The sequence below is a fragment of the Burkholderia cepacia GG4 genome (assembly GCF_000292915.1).
GTDB classification, from domain to species: domain Bacteria; phylum Pseudomonadota; class Gammaproteobacteria; order Burkholderiales; family Burkholderiaceae; genus Burkholderia; species Burkholderia cepacia_D.
Map to the genome: position 1 here is coordinate 3,162,732 of NC_018513.1, position 26,025 is coordinate 3,188,756.

General features: G+C 68.0%; 24 protein-coding genes. 3 read left to right on the forward strand and 21 right to left on the reverse strand.

Annotation, left to right across the window (positions count from 1 at the left end; all coding sequences use genetic code 11):
- Positions 1 to 38: 38 nt before the first annotated feature.
- From GEM_RS14365 to GEM_RS14375, 3 genes are all read right to left on the reverse strand, one after another.
- The gene (locus GEM_RS14365; RefSeq protein WP_014898116.1) at positions 39 to 599 is read right to left on the reverse strand and encodes a barstar family protein; all 561 of its coding nucleotides are present in this window, start codon (positions 597 to 599) and stop codon (positions 39 to 41) included.
- A gap of 16 nt (positions 600 to 615) precedes the next feature.
- Positions 616 to 1,047 carry a ribonuclease gene (locus tag GEM_RS14370; RefSeq protein WP_014898117.1) on the reverse strand — a complete coding sequence of 144 codons (432 nt, stop codon included), beginning with the start codon at positions 1,045 to 1,047 and terminating at the stop codon, positions 616 to 618.
- Between the two features lie 376 nt (positions 1,048 to 1,423).
- Positions 1,424 to 3,766: an NADP-dependent malic enzyme gene (locus GEM_RS14375; RefSeq protein WP_041490558.1), complete on the reverse strand. Its 2,343-nt coding sequence runs from the start codon at positions 3,764 to 3,766 to the stop codon at positions 1,424 to 1,426.
- Positions 3,767 to 3,900: 134 nt separating this feature from the next.
- Here GEM_RS14375 and thiL point away from each other — a divergent pair, with 134 nt between their 5' ends.
- The 3 genes from thiL to GEM_RS14390 are packed head-to-tail and all read left to right on the forward strand — an operon-like array spanning position 3,901 to position 5,966.
- Complete coding sequence (gene thiL, locus GEM_RS14380; protein ID WP_014898119.1) at positions 3,901 to 4,899, forward strand: thiamine-phosphate kinase; 999 nt, start codon at positions 3,901 to 3,903, stop codon at positions 4,897 to 4,899.
- On the forward strand, positions 4,889 to 5,434 hold the full coding sequence (locus tag GEM_RS14385) for a phosphatidylglycerophosphatase A (RefSeq protein ID WP_014898120.1): 546 nt from the start codon (positions 4,889 to 4,891) through the stop codon (positions 5,432 to 5,434). The genes thiL and GEM_RS14385 overlap by 11 nt, the downstream gene beginning before the upstream one ends.
- 31 nt (positions 5,435 to 5,465) lie before the next feature.
- On the forward strand, positions 5,466 to 5,966 hold the full coding sequence (locus tag GEM_RS14390; protein ID WP_014898121.1) for a CinA family protein: 501 nt from the start codon (positions 5,466 to 5,468) through the stop codon (positions 5,964 to 5,966).
- Positions 5,967 to 6,008: 42 nt separating this feature from the next.
- Here the strand turns inward: GEM_RS14390 and GEM_RS14395 are convergent, their stop codons facing one another.
- From GEM_RS14395 to mpl, 18 genes are all read right to left on the reverse strand, one after another.
- A complete protein-coding gene (locus tag GEM_RS14395) occupies positions 6,009 to 7,067 on the reverse strand; it encodes a hypothetical protein (protein ID WP_014898122.1) in 1,059 nt (352 codons plus the stop codon).
- Positions 7,068 to 7,262: 195 nt separating this feature from the next.
- Positions 7,263 to 8,090: an orotidine-5'-phosphate decarboxylase gene (gene pyrF / locus GEM_RS14400; protein ID WP_014898123.1), complete on the reverse strand. Its 828-nt coding sequence runs from the start codon at positions 8,088 to 8,090 to the stop codon at positions 7,263 to 7,265.
- A gap of 39 nt (positions 8,091 to 8,129) precedes the next feature.
- Positions 8,130 to 9,188, reverse strand: a complete 1,059-nt coding sequence (locus tag GEM_RS14405) for an aldose 1-epimerase (protein WP_014898124.1) — start codon at positions 9,186 to 9,188, stop codon at positions 8,130 to 8,132.
- Between the two features lie 72 nt (positions 9,189 to 9,260).
- Complete coding sequence (locus GEM_RS14410; RefSeq protein WP_014898125.1) at positions 9,261 to 10,076, reverse strand: SDR family NAD(P)-dependent oxidoreductase; 816 nt, start codon at positions 10,074 to 10,076, stop codon at positions 9,261 to 9,263.
- Positions 10,077 to 10,099: 23 nt separating this feature from the next.
- Positions 10,100 to 11,116, reverse strand: a complete 1,017-nt coding sequence (araH, locus tag GEM_RS14415) for an L-arabinose ABC transporter permease AraH (RefSeq protein ID WP_014898126.1) — start codon at positions 11,114 to 11,116, stop codon at positions 10,100 to 10,102.
- Positions 11,117 to 11,206: 90 nt separating this feature from the next.
- A complete protein-coding gene (gene araG, locus GEM_RS14420; protein WP_014898127.1) occupies positions 11,207 to 12,718 on the reverse strand; it encodes an L-arabinose ABC transporter ATP-binding protein AraG in 1,512 nt (503 codons plus the stop codon).
- Positions 12,719 to 12,786: 68 nt separating this feature from the next.
- A complete protein-coding gene (locus GEM_RS14425; RefSeq protein ID WP_014898128.1) occupies positions 12,787 to 13,782 on the reverse strand; it encodes an arabinose ABC transporter substrate-binding protein in 996 nt (331 codons plus the stop codon).
- Between the two features lie 102 nt (positions 13,783 to 13,884).
- Entirely contained in the window at positions 13,885 to 14,664 is a 780-nt protein-coding gene (locus GEM_RS14430) for an SDR family oxidoreductase (protein WP_014898129.1), read from the reverse strand.
- A complete protein-coding gene (locus tag GEM_RS14435) occupies positions 14,664 to 15,341 on the reverse strand; it encodes a 2-dehydro-3-deoxy-6-phosphogalactonate aldolase (protein WP_014898130.1) in 678 nt (225 codons plus the stop codon). The genes GEM_RS14430 and GEM_RS14435 overlap by 1 nt, the downstream gene beginning before the upstream one ends.
- A gap of 22 nt (positions 15,342 to 15,363) precedes the next feature.
- Positions 15,364 to 16,389 (reverse strand): 2-dehydro-3-deoxygalactonokinase, encoded by a 1,026-nt coding sequence (locus tag GEM_RS14440; RefSeq protein WP_014898131.1) that lies wholly within the window; start codon positions 16,387 to 16,389, stop codon positions 15,364 to 15,366.
- Positions 16,386 to 17,285 carry an IclR family transcriptional regulator gene (locus GEM_RS14445; RefSeq protein ID WP_014898132.1) on the reverse strand — a complete coding sequence of 300 codons (900 nt, stop codon included), beginning with the start codon at positions 17,283 to 17,285 and terminating at the stop codon, positions 16,386 to 16,388. Before GEM_RS14445 ends, GEM_RS14440 begins: the two co-directional genes overlap by 4 nt.
- 347 nt (positions 17,286 to 17,632) lie before the next feature.
- Positions 17,633 to 18,031, reverse strand: a complete 399-nt coding sequence (locus tag GEM_RS14450) for an EF-hand domain-containing protein (protein ID WP_014898133.1) — start codon at positions 18,029 to 18,031, stop codon at positions 17,633 to 17,635.
- A gap of 84 nt (positions 18,032 to 18,115) precedes the next feature.
- On the reverse strand, positions 18,116 to 19,726 hold the full coding sequence (locus tag GEM_RS14455; protein WP_014898134.1) for a S10 family peptidase: 1,611 nt from the start codon (positions 19,724 to 19,726) through the stop codon (positions 18,116 to 18,118).
- 426 nt (positions 19,727 to 20,152) lie between these two features.
- On the reverse strand, positions 20,153 to 20,890 hold the full coding sequence (gene mtgA / locus GEM_RS14460; RefSeq protein WP_014898135.1) for a monofunctional biosynthetic peptidoglycan transglycosylase: 738 nt from the start codon (positions 20,888 to 20,890) through the stop codon (positions 20,153 to 20,155).
- Positions 20,891 to 20,904: 14 nt separating this feature from the next.
- Positions 20,905 to 21,771, reverse strand: a complete 867-nt coding sequence (gene aroE / locus GEM_RS14465) for a shikimate dehydrogenase (protein ID WP_014898136.1) — start codon at positions 21,769 to 21,771, stop codon at positions 20,905 to 20,907.
- Complete coding sequence (locus tag GEM_RS14470) at positions 21,768 to 23,858, reverse strand: RNB domain-containing ribonuclease (RefSeq protein ID WP_014898137.1); 2,091 nt, start codon at positions 23,856 to 23,858, stop codon at positions 21,768 to 21,770. The genes aroE and GEM_RS14470 overlap by 4 nt, the downstream gene beginning before the upstream one ends.
- 81 nt (positions 23,859 to 23,939) lie before the next feature.
- Positions 23,940 to 24,509: a YqiA/YcfP family alpha/beta fold hydrolase gene (locus tag GEM_RS14475; protein WP_014898138.1), complete on the reverse strand. Its 570-nt coding sequence runs from the start codon at positions 24,507 to 24,509 to the stop codon at positions 23,940 to 23,942.
- Positions 24,506 to 25,891 carry a UDP-N-acetylmuramate:L-alanyl-gamma-D-glutamyl-meso-diaminopimelate ligase gene (gene mpl, locus GEM_RS14480; protein ID WP_014898139.1) on the reverse strand — a complete coding sequence of 462 codons (1,386 nt, stop codon included), beginning with the start codon at positions 25,889 to 25,891 and terminating at the stop codon, positions 24,506 to 24,508. Before mpl ends, GEM_RS14475 begins: the two co-directional genes overlap by 4 nt.
- Positions 25,892 to 26,025: the final 134 nt, after the last annotated feature.

Here is a 26,025-nt window from a genome sequence, read left to right on the forward strand (position 1 = left end):
GCGGATCGGCCGCGCTCGGGCGGCCGACGGAATCGCGCTTACGCGAACGAGTAGAACACGCGGAACGCGACCTTGCGCTCGGCCCAGAACTCGGCGGCTTCGCGGAACACGTCGAGCAGCGTCTCGCGCCCTTCCTTGTCGAATTTCTGCGCGATCGGCAGCCCTTCGAGGACGATCACGAAACCGGGCTGCGCGCCGGCCTTCGCGACGAGGTCGGTCAGGCAGTCGTACAGCGCGTCGTAGTTTTTCCCGAAATGCTTCGGAAACAGGAACGACGTCGCGATCGTCTCCATCACTTCCTGCTTCGACTGCGCGGCGCCGCAGTACGCGTACAGGAAATGCTGGCCGAGCCGGCCGGCTTCGTCGGCAAGATCCTGCACGCGGAACGCGCGGATCGACTGCACGAGATTGGGTCGCACGGTCGTGAAAAGGCTCATAGGCTCCTCGTTCGATGAAAGCCCGTCGGCTTCCTGTTGCTCCGGCGCGCCGCCGGCCTGTGCCGCCGCGTGAAGTTGGATCACGCGCTGAAACAGATTGCCGTCGCCGGCCGCGAACAGTTCCGCCGCCGCCGTATCGTGCGCGTAGATGGAGTCGCTCATGCCGTTCATCCCGAAGTCATTCAACAATACGTTTAAAACTGTTGTAGTGGTCGTCCGTGTAATAACAGTTGTCGATCCGGCGCAACGGCCCGCCACACACGATCCGGCGCGCGCCGCGATTGCGTGCGCGTGGCGTCGGCACCGTGTACTCGTGGTAGTAGCCGCGCTTCGCCTTCGGCAGGATCCGCTCGCGGTTGCCGAATACGACGCCGTCCTTCTCGTACGGATAGGGGCCACCGGCGCCGATCAGGCCAAGCGTGGTCACGGCCTCGCGCGGCAGACGGGCGGTCGGGATCGTATCGACCCCGCCGACGGCCAGGTCGGCCGAAGCGGCCTGCCGTGCGTAAGCGGCGGAAACCAGACTGCCCGTCGGCGTGCCGACGATACCCATCGCGAACATCGCGAAGACGGACGCGAGCGCGCCGTTGCGGAGCCACTTGCGTGCCATGAACCAGGGTTCCCGCTGTTAAATCAAGTAGTTGACGACCAACAAAGGCGTTAGCGTAGCGCTATTGTCCGCGCGAATCAATGTTCGTTTGGGAACCGAAAGGCCAGCGCCGCACGGAATCGCGCATTTTTTACCGAAATAAGACTACATTTATCTTACACAAGCTAAAATGCGTGCGGCATCTCTCGCATGGCAAGACCCTGCCTCCTTGCCACGCTCGTTACCCGGAGTGGAGAGATGCTGCTGTTGCTTATGGGAAGCGCGTTTGCGCCCTGCCCGACGGCGTGCCCATTGCGGGCACGCCTCTTTTTGCTTTTGATTACAATTTCGCCCGCCGCGCCGTGCCGGTTCGACCGGCGCGGCGCGTTCGTTTCGCTCAGCGCGTGGCGTTCACGTCGGCGACCAGCAGCGCCGCCATGTTGACGATGCGGCGAACGGTCGCCGATTCGGTCAGCACGTGCACCGGCTGGGCCGCGCCCAGCAGGATCGGCCCGATCGCGATGTTGTTGCCGGCGGCCGTCTTCAGCAGGTTGTACGCGATGTTCGCGGCATCGATGTTCGGCAGGATCAGCAGGTTCGCTTCGCCTTCCAGCGTCGATTCCGGCAGGATTTCCCTGCGCAGCGCCGCGTCGAGCGCGACGTCGCCGTGCATTTCGCCGTCCACCTTCAGTTCCGGCGCACGTTCTTGCAGGATCGCGAGCGTATCGCGCATCTTCTTCGCCGAAGGCGCGTTGCTCGTGCCGAAGTTCGAGTGCGACAGCAGCGCGACCTTCGGCTCGATGCCGAAGCGGCGCACTTCTTCCGCCGCCATGATCGTGATCTCGGCCAGTTGCTCCGGGGTCGGATCGACGTTCACGTGCGTGTCGACGAGGAAGATCTGGCGGCCCGGCAGCACGAGGCCGTTCATCGCCGCGTACACGCTGCAGCCGTCGCGCTTGCCGATCACCTGGTCGATGAAGTGCAGGTGGCGGTGCGTGGTGCTGATCGTGCCGCAGATCATCCCGTCCGCTTCGCCCTTCTTCACCAGCATCGCGCCGATCAGCGTCGTGCGGCGGCGCATCTCGACGCGCGCGAGCTGCTCGCTGATGCCCTTGCGCGCCATCAGTTTGTAGTACGTCTGCCAGAAATCGCGATAGCGCTCGTCGTGCTCGGTGTTGACGACCGTGAAGTCGACGCCCGGATTCAGGCGCAGGCCGTAGCGCTGGATACGGTGCTCGATCACCGACGGGCGGCCGATCAGGATCGGCTTGGCCAGTTTCTCGTCGACGATGATCTGAACGGCACGCAACACGCGCTCTTCTTCGCCTTCCGCGAACACAACACGCTTCTTCTCTTCCGGCGCGGCGCGCGCGATCTGGAAGATCGGCTTCATCGTCGTGCCGCTGTGATACACGAACTGCTGCAGATGGACGCGGTACGCCTCCATGTCCTCGATCGGGCGCGTCGCGACGCCGCCGTCCATCGCGGCCTGCGCGACGGCCGGCGCGATCTTCACGATCAGGCGCGGATCGAACGGCTTCGGGATCAGGTATTCGGGCCCGAACGACAGGTCCTGAATGCCGTATGCAGTCGCGACGATGTCGCTCTGCTCGTGCTGCGCGAGCTCGGCGATCGCGTTGACGGCCGCGATCTCCATTTCACGCGTGATCGTCGTCGCGCCGACGTCGAGCGCGCCGCGGAAGATGAACGGGAAGCACAGGACGTTGTTGACCTGGTTCGGGTAGTCGGTGCGGCCGGTCGCGAGGATCGCGTCGGGGCGCACTTCGAGCGCCGCTTCCGGCAGGATTTCCGGCGTCGGGTTCGCGAGCGCGAGGATCAGCGGGCGCTCGGCCATGCCCTTCACCATTTCCGGCTTCAGCACGCCGGCAGCCGACAGGCCGAGGAAGATGTCCGCGCCGTCGATCACTTCGGCCAGCGTCCGGGCTTCCGTTTCGCGGGCGAAACGCTCCTTGTCCGGATCCATCAGCTCGGTGCGGCCCTTGTAGACCACGCCGGCCAGGTCGGTCACCGTGATGTTCTCGAGCGGCAGGCCGATGTCGACCAGCAGGTCGAGACACGCGAGCGCGGCCGCACCCGCGCCGGAGGCGACGAGCTTGACCTTCTTGATGTCCTTGTTGACGACCTTCAGCCCGTTCGTGACGGCTGCAGCCACGACGATCGCGGTGCCGTGCTGGTCGTCGTGGAACACCGGAATCTTCATCCGCTTGCGGCACTCGCGCTCGACGATGAAGCAGTCGGGCGCCTTGATGTCTTCCAGGTTGATCCCGCCGAAGGTCGGCTCCAGCGCGGCGATCACGTCGACCAGCTTGTGCGGGTCCGATTCGTTCAGTTCGATGTCGAACACGTCGATGCCGGCAAACTTCTTGAACAGTACCGCCTTGCCTTCCATCACCGGCTTCGACGCCAGCGGCCCGATGTTGCCGAGACCGAGCACTGCCGTGCCGTTCGTGACGACGCCGACCAGGTTGCTGCGCGCGGTAAAGCGCGCGGCGTTCAGCGGATTCTCGACGATCTCCTCGCACGCATACGCGACACCCGGCGAATACGCGAGCGCGAGGTCGCGCTGGTTGATCATCTGCTTGGTCGGCGCGATCGCGATCTTCCCCGGCGTCGGGAATTCGTGATAGTCGAGGGCGGCTTCGCGGAGCTTGGCTTTGGAGGAGGCTTGGGTCGACATGTGTCTCGTGACGGGCGGATTAGAATGACTGTTCGACGGCATTGTAGCGCCAATCGAAGGCCGTCAGACCGGCGATTCGGGTGCAACAGCCGCGACAAAAATGTACCGAACGGTGCAGGAACGCCGCCGTTCGCCTCGTACAATGCCGTTCCTTCAATCGTTTCGGATTACCCGCCGTGCCAGCCGCCCTTTCCGAGTTTTCGCTGATCGAACGCTTCTTCACGCGCCGTGCCGCGCAGGGCGCCCGCGCGTCGACGCTCGGCATCGGCGACGATTGCGCGCTGATCACGCCCCGATCCGGGAAATTGCTGGCCATTTCGACGGACATGCTGGTGGAGGGCCGCCACTTCTTCCCCGATGTAGCGCCCGACGCGCTCGGCCACAAGACACTCGCGGTCAACCTGTCGGACCTCGCGGCGATGGGCGCAGAGCCGCGCGCGTTCACGCTCGCGTGCGCGTTGCCGCGCGCCGACTCGGCGTGGCTCGAGGCATTCAGCAACGGTCTGTTCGCGCTCGCCGAGCGGTTCGGCTGCGAACTGATCGGCGGCGACACGACGAGCGGGCCGCTGAACCTGTGCGTGACCGTGTTCGGCGAAGTCGCGCCGGATGCGGCGCTGCGACGCGATGCCGCGCGCGACGGGGACGACGTGTGGGTGTCCGGCACGCTCGGCGACGCACGCGCGGGCCTCGGCGTCGCGCGCGGCGAATGGGCGGCCGGCGCGGTCGAAGCGGCCGCGTTCCGGCGCGCACTCGAGCGGCCCGAACCGCGCATCGCGCTCGGCCTGGCGCTTGCCGGCGTCGCGCACGCGGCGCTCGACCTTTCCGACGGTCTTGCCGGCGACCTGCAGCACATCCTGACGCGCTCGAACGTGCGCGCCGACATCGACGCCGACGCGGTGCCGCGCTCCGCGGCGCTCGCGACGCTGCCGGCCGACGTGCAGCGCCGCTGCACGCTGGCTGGCGGCGACGACTACGAGCTGTGCTTCACCGCGCCGGTCGCGGCCCGCGCGGCGGTCGAGGCAGCCGGCGCAAGCGCCGGCGTACCGGTCACGCGAATCGGTACAATACGCGCGTTGTCCTCGCCGGCGGAGCAGCCCGCGATCGCGTGGCGCGATGCCGCCGGCGCGCCCCTGACCCTCACGTTGCACGGTTTCGACCACTTCCATGCAGACTGACCCGACGCCCGCGCAACCCGCGGCCGCGCCCGACGCCGCCCGCAACACGCCGCCGCGCGTCACTGTGCGCTTCATGCTGTCGCACCCGGCGCACATCGTGTCGCTCGGCTTCGGCAGCGGGCTCGCGCCGTTCATGCCCGGCACGTTCGGCTCGCTGTTCGGCTGGCTGACGTTCGTCGTGCTCAACCGCTATCTGACGGTGCCGCAATGGTGGGCGCTGATCGCGGTCGGGTTCGTCGCCGGCACGTGGATCACCGGTTTCACCGCGCGCAGGATGGGCACGACCGATCCGGGCCCCGTCGTCTGGGACGAAATCGTCGCGATCTGGCTCGTGATGCTTTTCGTCACGCCGGCGACCTTCGTCGGCCAGCTGTGGGCCTTCGTCGTGTTCCGCTGCTTCGACATGCTCAAGCCGCCGCCGATCCGCTATTTCGACCGCCGCGTGAAAGGCGGGCTCGGCATCATGGTCGACGACCTGATCGCCGCGTTCATGACGCTGCTCGTGATCGCCCTGTGGCGCTCCGTCATCGGCTGACCGATTTCCCGACTCCCGTTTCCCGACGCGCATGCCAACCGATTCCGTCGTCCACCAGCTTGCGATCCGCGCAGGCAACAAGCTGCGTGACGAGCACCTGTCGCTCGCCACCGCCGAATCCTGCACGGGCGGCATGATCGCCGCCGCGATCACCGACATCTCCGGCAGCAGCCAGTGGTTCGAGCGCGGCTTCGTCACCTATTCGAACCAGGCCAAGACCGAGATGATCGGCGTGCCGCCCGACCTGATCGACAAACACGGCGCCGTCAGCGAACCGGTCGCGCGCGCGATGGCTGAAGGCGCGCTGCGCAACAGCCGCGCGCAGGTCGCGCTGTCCGTCACCGGCATCGCCGGCCCGGCAGGCGGCAGCGAGAAGAAGCCGGTCGGCACCGTGTCGTTCGGGTGGAGCAACCGGTTGCATACCGACGTCGAGACACTCGTGTTCAAGGGCGACCGCGAGCAGATCCGCACGCAGGCGGCCGCACATGCGCTGCGCGGGCTGCTGAAGCTGCTCGACGAGCGCGAAGGCTGATCCGCCGCGGCCACGGCGGGGGCGGCCAGCGCCCCTGGCCGCTTACTGGATCGCGTCGGGCTTCACGACGATCCAGTTCTTGTCCGCCGTGACCGGCAGGCCGAGCGCCTTCTGCTGCGCGGCCGATTCGTCCGACCACGCGCGGATCTGCGCCATCTGCTTGTCCTTCTTGTTCACCCACACGCGCACGCCGCCGCGCGCGACGTCGGTCGCGTTCAGCAGCATGTAGCCGTCGGATTTCGGCGTGTCGCCCGCGACGAGCACCGGCTTCTTCCACTGGTCGATCCAGCCGGCGATCGAGCCGAGCTTGCCTTCGTACCACGTCATCGGGTTCATCAGGAACGGCGTGATCACGAGCTCGCGGTTCGCGGCCTCGTCGTACTTGCCGGCCTTGATCTGCAGCCGTGACGTGGTCAGCGCGCCCGTCGCCGGGTTGCGCAGCAGCGTCGTCACGCCGATCACGTTCTGCGGCTTCACGTTGTAGCCGTATTTCGGATCGGCCAGCACGAGCCGCGCGAGCTCCTCGTGCGCGGCCGTCATCACGTAGACCTCGATCCCGTTCTCGCGCAGCGCGTTGTACAGCTCCTGCATCCCGCGGAAGAAGCGCGGCGGGTTCGCCGTGCCGTCGACGACCTTGTCGCCCTGCCAGTAGCGGATCGGCACCGGCTTGCCGTCGGCGAGCATCGCGTCGACGTGGCGCTTCAGGTCCGCGAGCGACAGCCCCGCAAACGCCTGCGCGATCCACGGGTAGCAGACCAGGTCGTCGATCTCGCAGAGCCGGTAGTAGTAGCTCGTCAGCGATTCCTTGTAGTCGGCGGAATCCTTGAACGGGATCAGCTTCAGCGACGGGTCGAGCGAGTCGCGCGTGAGCACGCCGTGGTTCTCGAGATACGGCAGCAGCGATTCCTCGAGGTCGTAGCGATAGGTCGTGTTGTCGGCGTCGAACACCGCGTAATCGCCGCGATGCGCGTGCTCGGCGATCATCGCGTTCAGCGCCTTCGCGCTGTCCGCCGGCCAGTGCGACAGGTCCGCCGCGTGGGCGAACGTCATGCACAACGACGCGGCAAGCGCGCTCAAAAGACGTCGGGACAGCTTGGGCATGGCGTCGCTCCCTTTCTTGACATTTTGGTTACGGATCGATGACAAACGGGAGCATCGCGCGACCAAATTGCCGACATGCGGTACGGAAGCGACGGGAAGTTGTTCGCGTGCGCCAGGGCGGCAAACACGCGAGGAAGGCGCGCGGCCCGCGAGCGCGGGCACGGCGAGCGGCCACCCTGACGGGCGGCCGGTATGTCAGCGATGCGCGTTGATCGTATCGCGCGTCTTCTGCGCGGCGAGCGCCGCGGCTTCGGCGAAATCCTCGCCGTTGCTCGCGTACAGGATCGCGCGCGACGAGTTGATCATCATCCCGGTGCCGTCAGCCGTGCGGCCCGCGTTGACGGTCGCCTGCACGTCGCCGCCCTGCGCGCCGATGCCGGGAATCAGCAGCGGCATGTCGCCGACGATCCCGCGCACGATCTCGATTTCGTTCGGGAAGGTCGCGCCGACCACGAGGCCGAGCTGGCCGTTCTTCGCGTTCCACTTGTTCGCCGCGAGATCCGCGACGACCTGGTACAGCGGCCGGCCGTTGGTGTCGAGGAACTGCAGGTCCGAGCCGCCCGGGTTCGACGTGCGGCACAGCACGATCACGCCCTTGCCGTCATGCTCGAAGTACGGCTCGACCGAGTCGTAGCCCATGTACGGGTTCACGGTGACCGCGTCCGCGCGATAGCGCTCGAACGCTTCGCGCGCGTACTGCTCGGCGGTGCTGCCGATGTCGCCGCGCTTCGCGTCGAGGATCACGGGCAGGCCCGGATGCTGGAGGTGGATGTGCGCGATCAGGCGTTCGAGCTGATCTTCCGCGCGATGCGCGGCGAAGTACGCGATCTGCGGCTTGAAGGCGCTCGCATACTGCGCGGTCGCGTCGACGATCTGCCGGCAGAATTCGAAGATCGCGTCGGGCTGGCCGTCGAACTGCACGGGAAAACGCGACGGCTCGGGATCGAGGCCGACGCACAGCAGCGAATTCGTGCGCTGCCACGCGGCGCGCAGCGATTCGATGAAAGTAAGCGGGGAAGACATGGCGGGTTCTCGCGGCAAACCGTTGGTAGACCGCGTATTTTACCCGCGTCGCCGGCGTCCCTCGCGCGCGGCCGCATCGACGCGCGCATCGGCCCGCTCGACGGTGAACGCGAAACGCCGCGTGAGCCGCTCGCCCGGCGCGAGCAGCGTCATCCCGTGCGCGGCCGCGCCGCCCGGCAGGTTCACCGCATTGATCGGATGATCGACCGGCTCGAAACAGAAGAACGCCTCGCCGGGCGGCGTATAGAGCACGTACGCGTCGGCGTCGGCCGCGACCGTCAGCGACAGCCCGCGGCGCGGCCAGCTCACCGTCGCATGGCCGCCCCAGCCGGTGAATGCATGATTGACGAGCGTCGCCGGCAACGGATACGCGACGCCGAACTGCCAGGCCGGCGGCACGCTCACATGCCGCACCGGCAGGAAATCGGCGCCCGACAGCCACAACCCGCCGGCGGCCGCGGCCAGCTCGGTCGCGTCGTCGCGCACCAGGAACGGATGCACGCCGAGCCCGAACGGAAGCCGCGCGCGCCCCGCGTTCTCGATCGTCAGCGCGATCGACAGCGTCGCGTCGTCGAGCGCGAACGACTGGATCGCGCGGAACGCATGCGGCGCGCCGCTCGCGCGATCGAGCGACAGCTGCAGCGTCGTGTCGGTCGCGTCGTCCACCTGCCACGGCGCGAGCCAGCCGTCGCCGTGGATCGGCAGCGGTTCGTCGCGGCGGTTGCGCGGCACCGCGACGCTGCGCCCGTCGCATTCGAAGCGGCCATTGCCGATCCGGTTCGAGTAAGGCAGCAGCGGATAGCACGCGAGCTCGTTCGGGTCCGTCGCCGTTTCCGGGTGCTCGCAGCGGCGGAACACCGGCTGCAGCGCGCCGTGGTCGCCGCGCCAGTCGAAGCGCGCGATGCCGCCGCCCAGGTGCGGCAGCACGTCGAGCCGCAGCGACGCGTTCGACAGCGTGACGGCCGCCGCATGCGCGGCGCCGATGCCCTGTGCGAACGCCGCGGTTTGCGGGCCGGCGCTGACCGGCTGCGCGGCGGCGGCCAGGCGCGCGCGGCGCGACTGGCTCGTGGACGACGCGCGCGAGGACGTGGCGGTCATGGTGAGCTCCTTTCCTTCGTCGATGAAACGATACGGGTCGTCGCGCGGCTTCGCGCGAACGCGAACAGTCAGTCAGGCCCAGCCGCCGTCGACCACCACGTCCTGCGCGGTGATCATCCGGCTGTCGTCGGCCGCGAGAAACAGCGCCATGCGCGCGAGATCGTCCGGCAGCAGCTCGGCGTCGAGGCACTGGCCGGCCTTGATCGCCGCACGGCCCGCGTCGTCGAGCCACAGCCTGCGCTGCTTGTCGGTCATCACCCAGCCGGGCACCAGCGAGTTCACGCGAATCCCGCACGGGCCGAGATCGCGCGCGAGGCCGCGCGTGAGCCCCTGCACGGCCGCCTTCGCCATCACGTAGACGGGATAGCCGCCGTTCTTCAGCATCCAGCTGATCGAGCCGAGATTGATGATCGCGCCGCCGCTCTGCTGCTTCATGTCGTCGATCACCGCCTGCGCGGCGAAGAACTGGTGGCGCAGGTTCACCGCGATGCCCGCGTCGAACGAGGCGGGCGTCACGTCGCCGATCGCATGGCGCGTGTCGTTCGCCGCATTGTTCACGAGCACCGCGATCGCGCCGATCCGTGCGCGGATCGCGTCGATCGTGCGGCGCAGCGCGTCGATGTCGGTCAGGTCGCACGGGAGGAACAGCGGCGCGTGACGGACCTCCGGCATCTGCGCGAGGCTTTCCGCCAGCGCCTGGCCCGCGTGCGCGTCGAGGTCGACGAACGCGACGCGCGCGCCCTGCCGCGCGAAATGCGCGACGAACGATGCGCCGATGCCGGTCGCGCCGCCCGTGATCAGCACCGCGCGATCCGCGAGGCTCGGGTAGCGCGCATAGCGCGCGTCGCTCGCGGCGCGCGGCTCCTGCGCGGAAGTTTCGATGGTCATGCGAATCGTCTCCGTGGAATCGGTCAGTCGCGTACGCCGCGGTTCTTCAACTGGTCGAGCAACACGGCCGCGAGCAGGATCGCGCCGCGCACCAGGTACTGGTAGAACGCGTCGATGTTCAGCAGGTTCATCACGTTCTCGACGGTGCCCATGATCAGCACGCCGATCACGACGCCCGAGATCGTCGCGCGGCCGCCCATCAGCGACACGCCGCCGAGCACGCACGCGGAGATCACGTTCAGCTCGAAGCCCTGCGCGGCGTTCGGCTGGCCCGACGTGATGCGCGATGCGAGGATCACGCCGGCGAGCGCCGTCACCGCACCCTGGATCAGGAAGATGACCACGCGCGTGCGTTCGACGTTGATCCCGGCGAGCCGCGACGCCTCGGGGTTGCCGCCGATCGCGAGCGTGTTGCGGCCGTACACCGTCTGGTTCAGCAGCACGCCGAACACGATGAAGCACAGCAGCGTGACCCAGATCGGCAGCGACACGCCGAAGAGCGTGAGCCCGCCGAGCGCAATGAACGTATCCGACGACACGCCGACCGCCTGCCCCTTCGACACGATGAAGCCGAGCCCGCGCACGATTTCCATGGTCGCGAGTGTCGTGATGAGCGCGTTGATGCGAAGGTACGCGATCACCGCGCCGTTCACGAAGCCGATCGCGGCACCCGCCGCGACCGCCGCGACGATCGCGACGAAGGTGTTGTCGGTCGCGTTCAGCACCATCGCGCACAACACGCCCGAGAACGCGACGGTCGAGCCGATCGACAGGTCGAAGTCGCGCGAGGCCAGACAGAACATCATCGTGCACGCGACCATCCCGATCTGCGAGATCGACAGCGCGAGGCCAAGCATGTTGTCGATCGAGAAGAAGTGATCGACCGTCAGCGACATCGTCAGGAACATCACCGCGAAGATCGCGATCAGGCTGTATTCGGTGAGGTGCTGCCACCACTTCTGGCGGTCGCTCTGCTGCGGAACCAGCGCGTCGGCCGATGGCTTCACGGCTGCGCTGGCGAGGTTTTCCCTGACTTGCATGGTTGTGTCTCCTGCTCCTGCATCGCGCGGCCCGCGCCGCGCGTGATCGATTCGAATGTCGTGCGTCGCTCGGGGCGACCCAAAACCGCGTCAGGCCGCCTCGACGGCGCTCGTCTGCGGCAACGCGAGGCTCAGCACCGCGTGCTCGTTCGCCTGATCGCGCGGCAGCTCGCCCGCGATCCGCCGTTCCCGCATCACGACGATGCGGTCGGACACGCCGAGGACCTCCGGCAGTTCCGACGACACCATCACGATCGCGCAGCCGCGCTCCGCGAGCCGGTAGATCACGTCGTAGATCTCGTGCTTCGCGCCGACGTCGATGCCGCGCGTCGGCTCGTCGAGGATCACGACCTTCAGGTCGGGCTCCGCGAGCCAGCGCGACAGGATCGCCTTCTGCTGGTTGCCGCCCGACAGGAAGCGGATCTTCTGCCTCCGGTTCGGCGTCTTGATCTTCAGCCGCTGGATGAAGCGGTCGGCCGTTTCGCTTTCGGTCTTGCGGTCGATAAAGAGCCCCGCGCGCAGCGAATGACGGCGGCAGCTGATGTTGATGTTCTCCGCGACCGACGCCATCGCGATGATCCCTTCCTCCTTGCGATCCTCCGGGCACAGCACGATGCCGTGGCGGATCGCGTCGCCGGTGCGCTTCACGTCGATGCGCCGGCCGTCGAGCATGAGCACGCCCGCGCGCCGGCGGTCCGCGCCGTACACGAGCCGCATCAGTTCGCTGCGCCCCGCGCCGACCAGCCCGAAGAAGCCGACGATCTCGCCCGCGCGCACCGAGAAGCTTGCGGGTTCGCGCAGCGCGGCGCCGTCGACCCCTTCGGCGGAAAACCGCACGTCGCCGAGCGTGCGCGGCGCGTAATGGTAGATATCCGAGATCTCGCGCCCGACCATCTCCGCGACCAGCCGCTCGCGCGGCACGTCGTCGAGCGACGCGTGCGACGCGATCTTGCGCCCGTCGCGAAAGATCGTGCAGGCATCGCACAGCCGGTAGATCTCGTCCATCCGGTGCGAGATGTAGATCAGCGCGCGGCCCTGCGCGCGCAGGTCATCGACGAGCTTGAACAGCACCTCGGTCTCGCGATGCGACAGCGAGCTGGTCGGTTCGTCGAGCGCGATCACGCGCGCGTTGCGCATCAGCGCCTTGCAGATTTCGACCATCTGCCGCTGCGCGATCGACAGCCGCCCGAGCTTCGCGTCGGGATCGAGATCGACGCCCATCGCGGCCAGCCGCTCGCGCACGTGGCGCTTCGCCTCCCCCTTCCTCACCCAGCCGAGCGCATTGGGCAGGCGGCCGAGCAGCAGGTTCTCCGCGACCGTCAGGTCGGGCACGTACTGCAGCTCCTGGTGAATCACCGCGATGCCGGCCGCGATCGACGCGGCCGCACTCGAGAAATGCACGGGCTGGCCGTCGACCAGCACGCTGCCCGCATCGGGCTGGTATTCGCCACCGAGAATCTTCAGCAGCGTCGACTTGCCCGCGCCGTTCTCGCCCATCAGGCCATGTACCTCGCCCGCGTGCACGTCGAACGAGATGCCGTCGAGTGCGCGCACGCCGGGAAATACCTTGCCGATATTGTCAAAACGCAGTGCCGCTGACACGTCGTCTCCCCCACTTCCGGATCGATCGACCGCCGGCCGCCGCATCGCCGCGGCAGCCGGCGGGCCGCTTACTTCGATGCGAGCCCCATCTCGTCGCGCACCTTCGACACGTTGTCGCGCGTCGCGAGCATGCCCGTCGTCAGCGTCAGCGGCGCCGGTGCCTTGCCCTGCGTGATCCACGCGTACATCAGCTCGGAGGTTTCCTCGCCGTGGCGCTTCGGGCTGATGATCACGGTGCCGTAGAAGCCCGTCGGCTGCGGCTTCTTGAACTCGTTCAGCGCCGATTCGGAACCGCCGATGCCGATGCCGATCATGTTGTCCGCCTTGAAGCCGCGCCCTTCGGCCGCGCGCACCGCGCCGAGCACGGCCTCGTCGTTCAGGCCGTACGCGACCCAATGCTTGAACTGCGGGTTCTTCGTGAGCGCGATGTTCGCCGCGTTGAATGCGTTCTCGGTATCGGTCTTCGCCTGCGGCGCCGCGATCACGTTCGCCTTCGGCAAGCCGGCCGCGACCAGCGCGTCGGTCGCGCCGCTCGTGCGGTCGTGCGCGGTCGGCAGTTGCTCGTAGGTGATGTCGATCGCGCCGACGTCCTTCATGTTCCAGCCGCGTTTCTTGATCTCGGCCGCGATGCCGTCGCCGACCTGCTTGCCGATGTTGTAGGCGGAAATCCCCATGTGCGGGACCGCTTCGATCGGCTTGCCCGCGCCGTCGACAAGGCGGTCATCGACCGTCATCATCTTCAGGTTGTGCGACTTCGCCTTCGCGACGATGCCCGGCCCAAGCTTCACGTCGGGCGTGCAGATGATGAAACCCTGCGCCTTCTGCGCGGACAGGTTGTCGATCGCGCTCATGACCTTCTCGCCCGACGGCGCACCGATCTTCACGAGTGTGAAGCCCTTGTCCTTCGCGGCCATCTCGGCGAATTTCCATTCGTCCTGGAACCACGGCTCTTCCGGCTGCTTCACCAGGAAGCCGATCTTGACCGGATCGGCCGCGTGCGCAACCGGGCTGCCCATCACCACCGCGGCCGCGGCGGCCAGCGTTACGAACGTTCTGCGTTTCATCTCCAGTGTCTCCTTGTCTTCATCGAACAGGATGCAGCCGCTTGTTGGTTTCGACGCAGCGTGCGCGCGGCCGTCGCACGTGCGGTCTTTCGATTCGTTGCGTCAGTCGTGGTACAGCGCCGCGCGCCCGCCGTCGACGGTGATGCACGCGGCATTGATGAACGGCGCCTCGTCGGACGCGAGGAACACGGCCGTCATCGCGACCTCCTCCGGCTTGCCGATCCGCTTCATCGGCTGCAGCGCGAGCGTCTCGGCGCGCGCCGCGGCCGGATCGGCCTGCGCATCCCACCAGTCGCGCGTGAGCTGCGTCTCGATGTAGCCCGGCGCGATCGCGTTCACGCGCACGTTGCGCGCCGCGTATTCGATGCCGAGCGCACGCGTGAGGCCCAGCACGCCGTGCTTCGCGACCGGGTACGGAAAGCAGCCCGGGATGATCCGGAACGCATGCGTCGACGCGATGTTCACGATGCTGCCGCGACCGCGTTCGACCATCCCCGGAAGCGCCGCACGGCAGCCGTGCCACACGCCGTCGAGGTCGACCGCGAAGCAGCGGCGCCAGTCGTCGTCCGTCATCGTCAGCGGATCGGCGAACACGTTGATGCCCGCGTTGTTCACCAGCACGTCGAGCCGGCCGAACGCCGCTTCGGTCTGCGCGAGCGCATCGCGCACCGACGCCTGCCGCGCAACGTCCGCATGCAGCGCCAGCACGCGCGCGTCGTCGATGTCGCGCGCGATCGCGGCGGCCGTGTGCTGCGCCTGCGGGAAGTCGAGGTCGACGAGCGCGACGGCCGCGCCCTCGCGCGCGAACGCGTGCGCGATCGCGGCACCGATCCCGCGGCCCGCGCCCGTCACCATCGCGACCTTGCCCGCGAGGCGTCCCATCATGCGGCTCCGGCGCGCGCCGCGCGCAGGCCGGCCTGGAACGCACGCGCGTTCGCCGCGGTCGCGTCCGCCGACTGGCCGGGCCGGTACAGCGCCGAGCCGAGCCCGAAGCCATTGGCACCGGCCGCGAGGAACGGCTGCATGTTGTCCGGCGAGATTCCACCGACCGGGATCAGCGGCACCGCGCGGTCGATCACCGCGCGCCACGCCTTCACGACAGGCACGCCGAACTGCTCGGCCGGGAACATCTTCAGCACGTCGGCACCGTTCGCGAGCGCCGCGAACGCCTCGGTCGGCGTCACGACGCCCGGCGAGCTCGCGAGGCCGCGCTCACGTGCGCGGCGGATCACGGCCGCGTCGCTGTGCGGCATCACGATCAGCGTGCCGCCCGCGTCCTGCACGCGATCGACGAATTCGGCGCGCAGCACGGTGCCCGCGCCGACGATCATGTCGTCCGGCAACGCGCGACGCAGCGCCGCGATGCTGTCGAACGGCTCGGGCGAGTTGAGCGGCACCTCGACGATCCGGAAGCCGGCTTCATACAGCGCATGGCCGTGGTCGGCCGCGTCGGCGGGCGTGATGCCACGCATGATCGCGATCAGCGGGCACGCGTCGAAGGCGCGCATCAATGCGGCGTGCGGCGTGTACGGCGCGGGCAGCGTAAGGTCGGACGACATCGGCAGTTCCTCTTCAAGCGGTTCATTGGTCGGCGCAGACGGGTTCGCCGTCCGCGCGCACGAGTCCGGCGCGCGACGCGATCCACCACATGCCGCGTTCGGTCGCCTGTGCGACGACGCGCGCATGCGTGCAGCCGAACACGCGCAGCGCGTCGACGTAGCGCGCACACAATCCGTCGTCGCCGATCAGCAGCAGCGGCTGGTTCGCGAGCGCGACGCCGCGCTCCGCGAGCATCGCGTCGAGCGCGTTGAGCTCATGGCCGATCAGCAGGCCGGACAGGTAGTCGCCCTGCGCATCGGGTGCGAGCCGGTCGGTCAGGCCAAGCGTGCGCGTGCTGAAGATCGTCGCCAGCAGCCCCGTGCGCTGCGCGCCGCGGGCTACCGCCACGCCGCGCGCGAATGCCGCTCGGTCGGGCGACGCGCTCGCGCGCATCGTGCGGCCGAGGATCGTGTGGTCGCGCAGCGCGGCGTACAGCTCGCCCGTCATGAAAGTCTGGAAGCGCTCGATGAGCCCGTCCTTCACCCACGCCCACTTCGCATGGGTGCCCGGCAAGCCGATCAGTACCCCTGAATGATCGGCGCCAAGCATGAGATCGTTCGCGAGTGCGCCGAATATCTGCGTTTCTTCGCCGCGCATCACGTCGGGCAACTCGCCCGTCACAATCACGCCGGGCACGATCGACACCGTCGTGCCACGCGACGTCGTCACCGTGACGAGGCCCGCGACGAGCGCGTCCGCGCCGGCCGGCACCGCGACGTACGGCGCCTCGCGCCAGCCCTGCGCGCTACCGACCATCCCGGCGGCCAGCACCGGCACGCCCGGCGCACGGTCGAGCCAGTCGCCGCACGCTTCCTCGAACACGACATCGAACGCACGCGCGCCGCCGGCCGGCACGTGCATCACACCCGCCGCGCGGCTGCGCGTGTCGATCAGCGCGCCGTGCGCGTCGAACAGATAGGCGCGCAGCGACGTCGTGCCCCAGTCGAGCGCGATCAGCGACGGGGCGGCGGAATTGGCATCCGGAGCGATCCGGGTCGAATTGGTCATCGTTTGATCCTGCGGGTACCCTGCGGCGGGCTCCAGCCCAGTTCCGAGGAAATGGCTCGCGCTTCGCGCTGCACGAGCGGAATCAGTTCGTCCATCCGGTCGTGCGGCATGTACGGAATCGTGCTCGCGACCGACACGGCCGCGACGACCGCGCCCGATGCGTCGCGGATCGGTGCGGCCACGCAGCGGATCGACGCTTCGTTTTCCTCGAGATCGAACGTGTAGCCGCCGGCCGCGTAATGCGCCATGCGCTGCAGGAACGCGCTCGTCTCGGGCCGGTTGTCCGGCTTGAAATTGACGCCGGCCAGCGCACGCCGCGCGGCCTCGAACAGCGAGCGCCACCGGTCCGGATCGAGGTCGAGCATCATCGCCTTGCCGATGCCGGTCGACGCGAGCGGCATCCGGTGGCCGACCCGCGAACGCATCTCGAGGCCGCGCGTGCCGGGAATCTTGTCGATGTACAGCACGTCGTCGCCGTCGCGTACGCCGAGGTGGATCGTGTCGAGCGTCGCTTCCGCGAGCGCTTCGAGGTGCGGCCTCGCCACCGCCGTGAGCGGCATCTGTTCGAGCGCGATGGTGCCGAGCTCGATCAGCTTCGGGCCGAGCAGGTAGCCGCCCTGCACCTGGCGCAGGTAGCGCGCCTGCACGAGGCTGCTGACGAGACGGTGCGTCGTGCTGCGCGTCGTGCCGAGCGCGGCGCCGATCGCACGCATGTCGCGCGCACCGTTCGCGATCGCTTCGAGGATCGCGAGACCGCGCAGCAGCGTCTGCGTGCCGGCCTGCTGCGCGGCAAGGTCGAGCGGCGTGCTGGTCGCGCCGATGCTGTCGGTGAGCGGCGCATCGTCCGGCGTCGCGCGCCGGGCGTCGAAGGCAAGGGAATCAGGCATCTTGGTCATGGAACAGGCTGCTTCAACGGAATCGGTGAAGCCGCTGTCGCGAGGCCGGCACGGTGTCCGGCGTCGCGGCGAGGCGGCGGTCGATGCACCGAGGAAAACGCCCGGCGAATTTCATGGAATGTGTCTCCGTGTGCGTCGGGCGCCGCGCGATGCGTGGGTCCGAAGCTGTCGATGTGCTTCGGATTGTAGGAGCGCACGCACTCGCCTCCAATATTTGAATGCACTGTCCAGATAATGAGAATTTGGCGGAAAGCCGCGACAGCCACGGGAAACGGCCGCGCCATGTGCACGGGGGCGGAACCCGCCGCGTCGCAGGTTCCGCCCCCGTTTGCCCGCATGCGCCGCGCTTACTGCTGGTTCGTGCTGCGCGCCTGCATGTAGTGCTGCACGTCGGAGAACGACACGCGGCCGCTGCCGCTCGCGTCGATCTGCCGGAAGTGGTTCGCGACATAGCCGAGGCCGGCCGCGCGCGCCTGTGCTTCGGTGATCGAACCGGTGTTCTGCGTGTCGGCCGCGCCGAACTGCTGCGCGAGCTTGCGCACCACCTGCGCGTGCAGCGCGGCGCCGGTCGTCTGCGTGCCGGCGGTCGGCTTGCGCGCGGCCGGCGGCACGTACGGATCGCCGAGCTGCGCCTGGCGTGCGCGCGCCGGTGCGGCGGCGTCGCTCGCCTGCGCGAACGCGGACACGGATGCTGCAACGCCGGCGCATGCGAGCGCCGTGGCAACGACGATGAAACGTTTCTTCATGTCAGGCTCCAGTCTGGAATGAGGTCGTCGACGGTCGGCGACCGGCGCCGCCACGGGCGCGCGTCGCCAGGCCCGCCTGTCGCATCAGTGCGCGGCCGCGTTGTAGAAGGTCACGAGGTCGGCCTTCTCCTGCGGACGCGACGTATCGTCGAGATAGACCATGTGTCCACCCTGATAGTCCTTGATCGTCAGGTTCGGTTGCGACCCGAGCCGCGCGAGGTCGAGCTCGGTCTGGTAGAACGGCGTCGCGATGTCGTGATATCCGTTCAGCGACAGCACCTTCAGCGACGGATTCAGCGTCAGCGCCGCCGCGAGATCGGGAATCGTGTCGGGCATCGCGAGGCCGTCGTGCGTCCAGTCCCAGGTCTGGATCGCATTGCTGCTGAGCGAGTACGCCGTCTGCGCGCTGTACTTCAGCACGTTCGGCAGGTAGCTGCCGATCGTGTCGGTGAACGGCTTCGTGATGAACGTGCTCGACGGGTCGCCGTCCGCCGCGAGCGGGCTCGACGACGGCACGTTCACGCGCGCGTCGTAGCGGCCGATCAGCGTGCCCGGGATCAGCGCCACCTGGAAGCTGTTGTCGAAGAAGGTCGGAACCACGTTGAAGTCCGCATTCCACAGCGACTGCTTCACGCCGGTCGAATTCACCATCGTCGTGACGAGCGTCGGCGACGGCGGCGTGTGGCTCGCGAGATACGCGTTCACGGCGGGCGTGTAGCTGCCGGCCGTCAGCAGGCGCATCTGGTCCGCATACTGCGGCAGGCTCGACGGGTTCGGATTGTCCAGCTGGTAGTACGCGCCGACGGTGCCATAGGACGGCACGAAGCCCGCGCAGCTCACCGGGCTCGACCCGTTGTTCGAGTTGCCGATATAGTCGCTCGCCATGTCGCAGTTCGCGTTGTAGTTCAGGATCGACGACTGCAGCACGATGCCGGCGAGCTTCACGCCGGCCGTCTCGAGCAGGTTCGCGAGCACGTCGGTGCGCGGCGTGCCGTACGACTCGCCGAACAGGTACTTCGGCGAATCGTTGCGCTGGTTCGCGGCGAGGTAGCGCGTCACGAAGTCGCGGAACGCGCCGCCGTCCTGGTCGACGCCCCAGAACGTCTGGTTCGTGTTCGGCGCGATCGCCTCGGAGAAGCCGGTGCCGATCGCGTCGACGAACACGAGGTCGGTCGTGTCGAGCAGGCTCTCCGCGTTGTCGACGAACGGGAACGTCGACGCGTTCGCATTCGGGTCACCGGTCTGGATCCGCTTCGGACCGAACGAGCCGAGATGCAGCCATACCGATGCCGAGCCGGGGCCGCCGTTGTACAGGAACGTGACGGGCCGTTTCGCCGCAGGCTGGTTGTCGGCCGTGTAGGCGACGTAGAAGAACGATGCTTCGGGCGCGCCCGTCTGCGGATTGCGTGCGACGAGATGGCCGGCGGTGGCCGTGTAACGGATCGTCTTGCCGTTCAGCGTGATCTGGTGATGGGTGATGGCGGCCTTTTCAACCGCGGCGGACGCGTCGAGCGATGCGGTCGCACTCGACGAATAACTGTTGGGATCGTTGTACGGCCTGTCCACCTGTGCGGCGGGATCGGCTGAATTGTCGGCACCTGCCGCGGCGGACGACGTCACGTCGTCGTTGCAGGCCGTCAGAATCAGCGAAGAGAACACAACCCCCAACAACAGCTTCGCTTTGCTCGCTGGCATCGTTGCTTTCCTTCTCTCGTATGTTTTTTGTGTCGAGCAGCCGGGTAAGCCGCCCCCCGCCTCGAATGCGGCCGATAAGCCGAGGCGCTGGCCAATATACGCGAGCGGGTGGGCTTTGAAAAATTTGGAAATATTTGATCGGCGCTCGGTGCAGTGCACACCTTTCAGGAATGCTTCGATTCACGAACCGTTGCATTTCACGTGGCTTTCAGCGGCTTTTGTGTTTACCCGGCGCCACTAAAACCCCGCGAATTTCGCGCCATATCGGCAAACAAAGTCGCGCGGCCGCGGGCATTGCTCAGCAAACCGAAATAGACGATTTCGTCTAATGGATGTGACCCGAAATGGGGGCGGCGTGAATGCGCTGCAGCGCACCATCGGCGCGCCGGCGACAGAACGGACAATGCGACGGCGCGAGCGCGCCGCTCACTGCGATTGCGGAAGCTCGGCCGCGCCCATCCGGCGGGCAATCACGGCCGCGCGCTGCGCCTGGTAGGCCGAGCCGCGGTGCGCGTCGAACCAGCGCGGCTTCGGCAGCATCACCGCGAGGCGCGCCGACTGCCACGCGCCGAGCCGGCTCGCGGGAATCCTGTAGTAATAGCGTGCGGCGGCCTCGGCACCGTACACGCCGCGCCCCCATTCGACCGAATTCAGGTAGATCTCGAAGATCCGCTCCTTGTCGAGCACCGTCTCGAGCATCCACGTGATGATCAGCTCCTGCCCCTTGCGGATGTAGCTCTTCTCGCGCGACAGGAACAGGTTGCGCGCGAGCTGCTGCGTGATCGTCGAGCCGCCCGCGACGATCCGGCCGCGCGCCTTGTTCTTCTCCCACGCCTGCAGGATCGCGTCGACGTCGTAGCCGTTGTTGGTCGCGAAGGTCGAATCCTCCGACGCGATCAGCGCGCGCTTCAGGTTGCGCGAGATCTGGTCGTACGGCACCCACCGGTGCTGGATCTGCGCGGGCGGCTTGTCGCGCGACAGCCACCACGCGTCGGTGCGCATGAACGCGGTCGAACCGGGATTCACGAACGACCACAGCGCGATCTGCACGAGATAGAACAGCTGCGTCGCGAACCATGCGCCCGCGAACACCGAACCCGCATAGACGATCCAGCGGGTCGGGCTGATCGTCCGCGCGTGCTGCGTGCCGCTTACCGCCACCACCTGCCGTGCTCCGCTCAGGTCGCCGCGAGCGCCTGACGCAGCGCGGCCAGCACCGGTGCACCATCCGGCCGCACGCCGCGCCAGATGAAGAACGATTCGGCCGCCTGCTCGACCAGCATCCCCAGCCCGTCGGCCGTGCGCGCGCCGAGCGACGCCGCATGCTGCATGAACACGGTCGGCTGCGCACCGTACATCATGTCGTACGCGAGCGTGCCCGCGCCGAACGCGGCCGCGTCGCACTCCGGCAGCGCCGCATCGAGGCTGCCGGCCGTCGCGTTGATCACCACGTCGTACGGCTCCGCGCGCACCACGTCGGGACCGCCGCCCGCGAGCGTGCAGCCCGCATCGTGCGCGGCCTGCGTGAACTGGCCGACGAGCGCCTCGGCCTTGCTCGCCGTGCGGTTCACGATCGTGATCGACAGCGGCGCGCGGTCGAGCAGCGGCAGCACGACGCCTCGCGCGGCGCCGCCCGCGCCGAGCAGCAGGATGCGCGCGCCCGCGAGCGACACGCCGAGATTCGACTCGATGTCGCGCACGAGGCCGACGCCGTCGGTGTTGTCGCCATGGATGCGGCCGTCGGCGTCGATGCGCAGCGTGTTCACCGCGCCCGCCGCCGCCGCGCGCGGCGACAGTGTGTCGGCGAGCGCATGCGCGTCGAGCTTGAACGGCACCGTCACGTTCGCGCCGCGGCCGCCTTCGGCGATGAACGCGCGCACGGCGGCCTCGAAGCCGTCGACCGGCGCGAGCCGGTGCTCGTAGACGATCGCCTCGCCCGTCTGCGCGGCGAACTGCGCGTGGATGAACGGCGACTTGCTGTGCGCCACCGGATTGCCGAACACCACGTAGCGGTCGGCACCGCTCGTCGACGCGACTGCGCTCATGATGCGCGCCCCTCTTCGCTTGCCTGGCTGTTGGCGTTCGCGGCCTCGCCGCCTTCGGCCGTCACGCCGTCCGACTCGGCCAGCGCTTCGGCCTCGGATTCCGCCGACGCGTCTTGCGCATCGACCAGCGTATCGTCGCCGCCTTCGGTCTCTTCCTCTTCATCCGCCGCATCGCCGCTCGTCACGGTCGGCGCGTCGAGCACGTTTAGCAGCCGCACCGACGCCTCGATCGTCAGCTCGTCGAGCGACATCACGTCGAGCAGCACGCGCGTGCCGCGTGCATGCACGCCGAGGCCCGGCACGTGCAGGAGCAGCGGAATTTCCTCGAGGCGCACGAGATCGCCCTTCACGACGCTCGCGACGACGTGCTTCTTCTGCTCCTGCGCGAGCCAGCGCAGGCACCAGAAATACTCCATCCGGCGCTGATAGTCGGCGTACGCGGAATAGGTGTCGTCGAAGCCCTGCACGACCGCGTACAGATCGGCGTCCTTCGGCTTGAACGGCGCGGCGAGCTTCGCGGTGACGCCGTGCTGCACGCACGCGAGCAGCTGCCACTGGTTCACGAGGTCGACATAGCGGCGCAGCGGCGATGTGCTCCATGCATACTGCGCGACGCCGAGACCTTCGTGCGGCGCGGCCGACGTCTGCATCCGCGTGCGCTTCGGGCCCGGCGCGCCGAAGCCGCGCTGCGAGCGGTAGATGCCGGGCACCGTGTGATCGTGCAGGAACGCGCCCCACGTCGAGTTCGCGAGGATCGCGAGCTCCGACACGATCAGGTCGAGCGGCGACCCGCGGCGGCGCGGCGTGATCGACACGCGCTCGCCTTCGACGTAGAAGTTGTAGTCGGTGTTGCGCTGCACTTCGCGCTTCAACCCGTAACCCGCGCGTGCGACCTGGCGCTTCTCGAACAGCGCCTGCGCGAGCGGCCACAGCACGGCGATGTCGTCCTTGTGCGGGTAGTCGCCGGTGCCGGCCGCGAGCGTCTCTTCGTTGACGAGCTCGTCGAGCGTGTTGTGGCGCAGGTTGTTCTTCACGAACACGAGTTCGGCGCGCGTCTCGTTCGCGACGATGTCCTGCGTCTCGCGGTTGACGATGATGTACAGCGACAGCGCCGGGCGGTAATCGCCCTCTTTCAACGTGAACACGTCGACGACGTCGTCCGGCAGCATCGTGATCTTGTCGCCCGGCATGTAGACGGTCGACAGGCGCGCGCGCGCGATCGCGTCGACCGCATCGCCGCGCACGACGCCAAGCGCCGGCGCCGCGATGTGCACGCCGATCCGCACGCGACCGTCGGACAGGTGCTCGACCGAGAAAGCGTCGTCGATTTCGGTCGTCGTGATGTCGTCGATCGAGAACGCCTCGACGTCCGCGCGCGGCAGGTCGTCCGGCAGCGGGCCGACCGTGACGGCCGGGAAGCCCGTGCCGTGCGGGAAGAATTCCGCGAGGAAGCGCGCCTCGTGCAGCGCACGCGGCGACTCGATGCCGCCGCAGTCCAGCATCAGCCGCGCCGGCGACACGCCGCGCGCGCCGGCCGCGGCCTCGAGCGCCTTGTATTCGATCGCGTTCTTGTCCGGCCGCGTCAGCATCCCGAGCACCTTGCCCGCGAACGCTTCCGGCAGCTTGCCGGCCTTCAGTTCCTCTTCATACTGCGCCTGGACGAGCGCCTGCTGACGCTTGCGCTCGAGCGACGCGAGCGCCATCTTGAGCTGCTCTTCCGGCGCGCGCTGGTACTGGCCACGCCCCTTGCGGCGGAAGTAGACGGGCGAGCCGTGCAGCCGCAACACCAGCGCCGCGCGCTCGACCGGGCCGTACGTCGCGCCGAAGTACTCGGCGGCCAGCGCCGTGTACGCGAACTCCTCGGCCGGCGCGCATTCCCACAGGAAATCCAGGTCGATCTGCTGCGCGGCCGTATCGGCTTCCTGCATCAGCTCGCCCGCGGCCGGCTTGTCGAATTCGATCAGCACGTCCTTTGCGCGCACCTTCGCCCGCCGCCCGCCGGGCAACTCGACCTGAAACGCGTCGCCCTGGCGCGACAGCACGCTGCCCGCCTTGAAACTGCCCGATTCCTCGAAGAAAACGTTCACTCAGTACTCTCGTTCAGACTGCCGGGCGCCGCGTCGGCGGCGCCGGATGATGATGGGAATTCGATCGGCATGACGCCGGGTTCATGACGTCGTGTCGTCGCAAAAGGCGAGAACGTCGTCGACATAGTCGGCAAATTCGCTGATTCCGTGATCGCTGCCGTCGATCACCCGCGTTTTCGCGCCCGGGTAATGGGCGAGCATCTCGCGGTAGTCCAGCACTTCGTCGCCCGTCGCCGCGAACAGATAGTAGCGTTCGGGGCGCGAAATCGCCGGCACGCGCAGCACATCGAGCTCGTGCAGGTGATGGCGTTCGACGACGATCGACCCGCCGCCGTGCCACAGCGGCTGTTCGCCCAGATATTGTTCGAGATCGCGCTGCGGCACGATCGCCGGATTCAGCAGCACCGCCTTCCAGCCGTGCTTTTCGGCGAGCCAGGTCGCGTAGTAGCCGCCGAGCGAGCTGCCGATCACCGTCACGTCGCGCGCACCGGCCACCTCCGCTTCCGCGACGGCGATCGCGTCGAGCGGCGACACCGACAGCGACGGGCATCGCCACTCGTGCATGCGGCCGAGCTCGGCCATGCGCGCCGCGAGCAGCCGCGACTTCTGCGACTCCGGCGACGACCGGAACCCATGCAGGTACAGGATCACGCGCGGCTCCCGAGCGCGTCGAGCAGCTTCTGGTGCACGCCGCCGAAACCGCCGTTGCTCATCACGAGCACGTGGTCGCCGGGGCGCGCCGCCGCGACGACCGACTTCACCAGCAAGTGGAGATCGTCGAACGCGCGTGCCTTGTCGCCGAGCGGCGCGAGCGCGTCGCCCAGGTTCCAGCCGAGCGCGTCGCGCCCGGTCGGCGCGCCGTAGCCGAACACAAGATCGGCGTCGGCCAGGCTGGCCGGCAGTTGCGCCTTCATCACGCCGAGCTTCATCGTGTTCGAACGTGGCTCGAGCACCGCGAGAATGCGGGAATTTTGGCGGCCGATGCGCGCACGAAGGCCGGCGATCGTGGTCTCGATCGCGGTCGGGTGGTGCGCGAAGTCGTCGTAGACGGTCACGCCGTCGACGCTGCCGCGCACTTCCATGCGCCGCTTCACGTTGCGGAACGCCGCGAGGGATTCCGCCGCCTGCGCGGGCGGCACGCCGACGTGGCGCGCGGCGGCGATCGCCGCGAGCGCGTTCATCCGGTTGTGGTCGCCCTGCACCTGCCACGCGACTTCACCGACGCGCTCGGCCTGCGAATACACCGCGAACCGTTCGTCGACCGGCACGCCGTCCTCGGCCGGCAGCGCCTGCCAGCCGCCGTCGACGCCGAAACGCTCGACCTCGCTCCAGCAGCCGCGCGCGAGCACGCGCTCCAGCGCGTCCGAGCGGCCGTTCGTGACGATCCGGCCGACGCCCGGCACGGTGCGCACCAGATGATGGAATTGCGTTTCGATCGCGGCGAGATCCGGGAAGATGTCGGCGTGATCGAATTCGAGATTGTTGAGCACCGTGGTGCGCGGCCGGTAGTGGACGAACTTCGAGCGCTTGTCGAAGAACGCCGTATCGTATTCGTCGGCCTCGATCACGAAGAAGCTCGAATCGGTCAGGCGCGCCGATACGCCGAAATTCAGCGGCACGCCGCCGATCAGGAAGCCCGGGTTCAGGCCGGCATCCTCCAGCAGCCACGCGAGCATCGACGAAGTGGTCGTCTTGCCGTGCGTGCCCGCGACCGCGAGCACCCACTTGCCGGCCAGCACGTGCTCGCCGAGCCATTGCGGGCCCGATACATAAGGCAGGCCGCGATCGAGGATCGCCTCCATCAGCGGGTTGCCGCGCGTGACGACGTTGCCGATCACGAACAGGTCGGGCTTCAGGTCGATCTGCTCGGCGCCGTAGCCTTCGATCAGCGTGATGCCCTGCGCCTCGAGCTGCGTGCTCATCGGCGGATAGACCCCCGCGTCGCAACCCGTCACCGTGTGGCCCGCCTCGCGCGCGAGCACGGCGAGACCGCCCATGAAGGTGCCGCAGATGCCAAGAATGTGGATGTGCATAGATGAATGCTTTCGCGCCGCCGGGCGCCGTCGATTCGGAAAGGAAGGTCTGCGGCTCGCCGGACAGGCCGCCCGGCCAACGACTTTCGCCGCGACACAAAGACCGTCATTGTAACTGACGGCCCGTCGTGCCC

Coding starts and splice junctions, on each gene's coding strand:
- GEM_RS14365 (WP_014898116.1), bottom strand. CDS start 599: ATGAGCGACTCCATCTACGCGCACGATACGGCGGCGGCGGAACTGTTC.
- GEM_RS14370 (WP_014898117.1), bottom strand. CDS start 1,047: ATGGCACGCAAGTGGCTCCGCAACGGCGCGCTCGCGTCCGTCTTCGCG.
- GEM_RS14375 (WP_041490558.1), bottom strand. CDS start 3,766: ATGCCGTCGAACAGTCATTCTAATCCGCCCGTCACGAGACACATGTCG.
- GEM_RS14385 (WP_014898120.1), top strand. CDS start 4,889: ATGCAGACTGACCCGACGCCCGCGCAACCCGCGGCCGCGCCCGACGCC.
- GEM_RS14390 (WP_014898121.1), top strand. CDS start 5,466: ATGCCAACCGATTCCGTCGTCCACCAGCTTGCGATCCGCGCAGGCAAC.
- GEM_RS14395 (WP_014898122.1), bottom strand. CDS start 7,067: ATGCCCAAGCTGTCCCGACGTCTTTTGAGCGCGCTTGCCGCGTCGTTG.
- pyrF (WP_014898123.1), bottom strand. CDS start 8,090: ATGTCTTCCCCGCTTACTTTCATCGAATCGCTGCGCGCCGCGTGGCAG.
- GEM_RS14405 (WP_014898124.1), bottom strand. CDS start 9,188: ATGACCGCCACGTCCTCGCGCGCGTCGTCCACGAGCCAGTCGCGCCGC.
- GEM_RS14410 (WP_014898125.1), bottom strand. CDS start 10,076: ATGACCATCGAAACTTCCGCGCAGGAGCCGCGCGCCGCGAGCGACGCG.
- araH (WP_014898126.1), bottom strand. CDS start 11,116: ATGCAAGTCAGGGAAAACCTCGCCAGCGCAGCCGTGAAGCCATCGGCC.
- GEM_RS14425 (WP_014898128.1), bottom strand. CDS start 13,782: ATGAAACGCAGAACGTTCGTAACGCTGGCCGCCGCGGCCGCGGTGGTG.
- GEM_RS14430 (WP_014898129.1), bottom strand. CDS start 14,664: ATGGGACGCCTCGCGGGCAAGGTCGCGATGGTGACGGGCGCGGGCCGC.
- GEM_RS14435 (WP_014898130.1), bottom strand. CDS start 15,341: ATGTCGTCCGACCTTACGCTGCCCGCGCCGTACACGCCGCACGCCGCA.
- GEM_RS14440 (WP_014898131.1), bottom strand. CDS start 16,389: ATGACCAATTCGACCCGGATCGCTCCGGATGCCAATTCCGCCGCCCCG.
- GEM_RS14445 (WP_014898132.1), bottom strand. CDS start 17,285: ATGACCAAGATGCCTGATTCCCTTGCCTTCGACGCCCGGCGCGCGACG.
- GEM_RS14450 (WP_014898133.1), bottom strand. CDS start 18,031: ATGAAGAAACGTTTCATCGTCGTTGCCACGGCGCTCGCATGCGCCGGC.
- GEM_RS14455 (WP_014898134.1), bottom strand. CDS start 19,726: ATGCCAGCGAGCAAAGCGAAGCTGTTGTTGGGGGTTGTGTTCTCTTCG.
- aroE (WP_014898136.1), bottom strand. CDS start 21,771: ATGAGCGCAGTCGCGTCGACGAGCGGTGCCGACCGCTACGTGGTGTTC.
- mpl (WP_014898139.1), bottom strand. CDS start 25,891: ATGCACATCCACATTCTTGGCATCTGCGGCACCTTCATGGGCGGTCTC.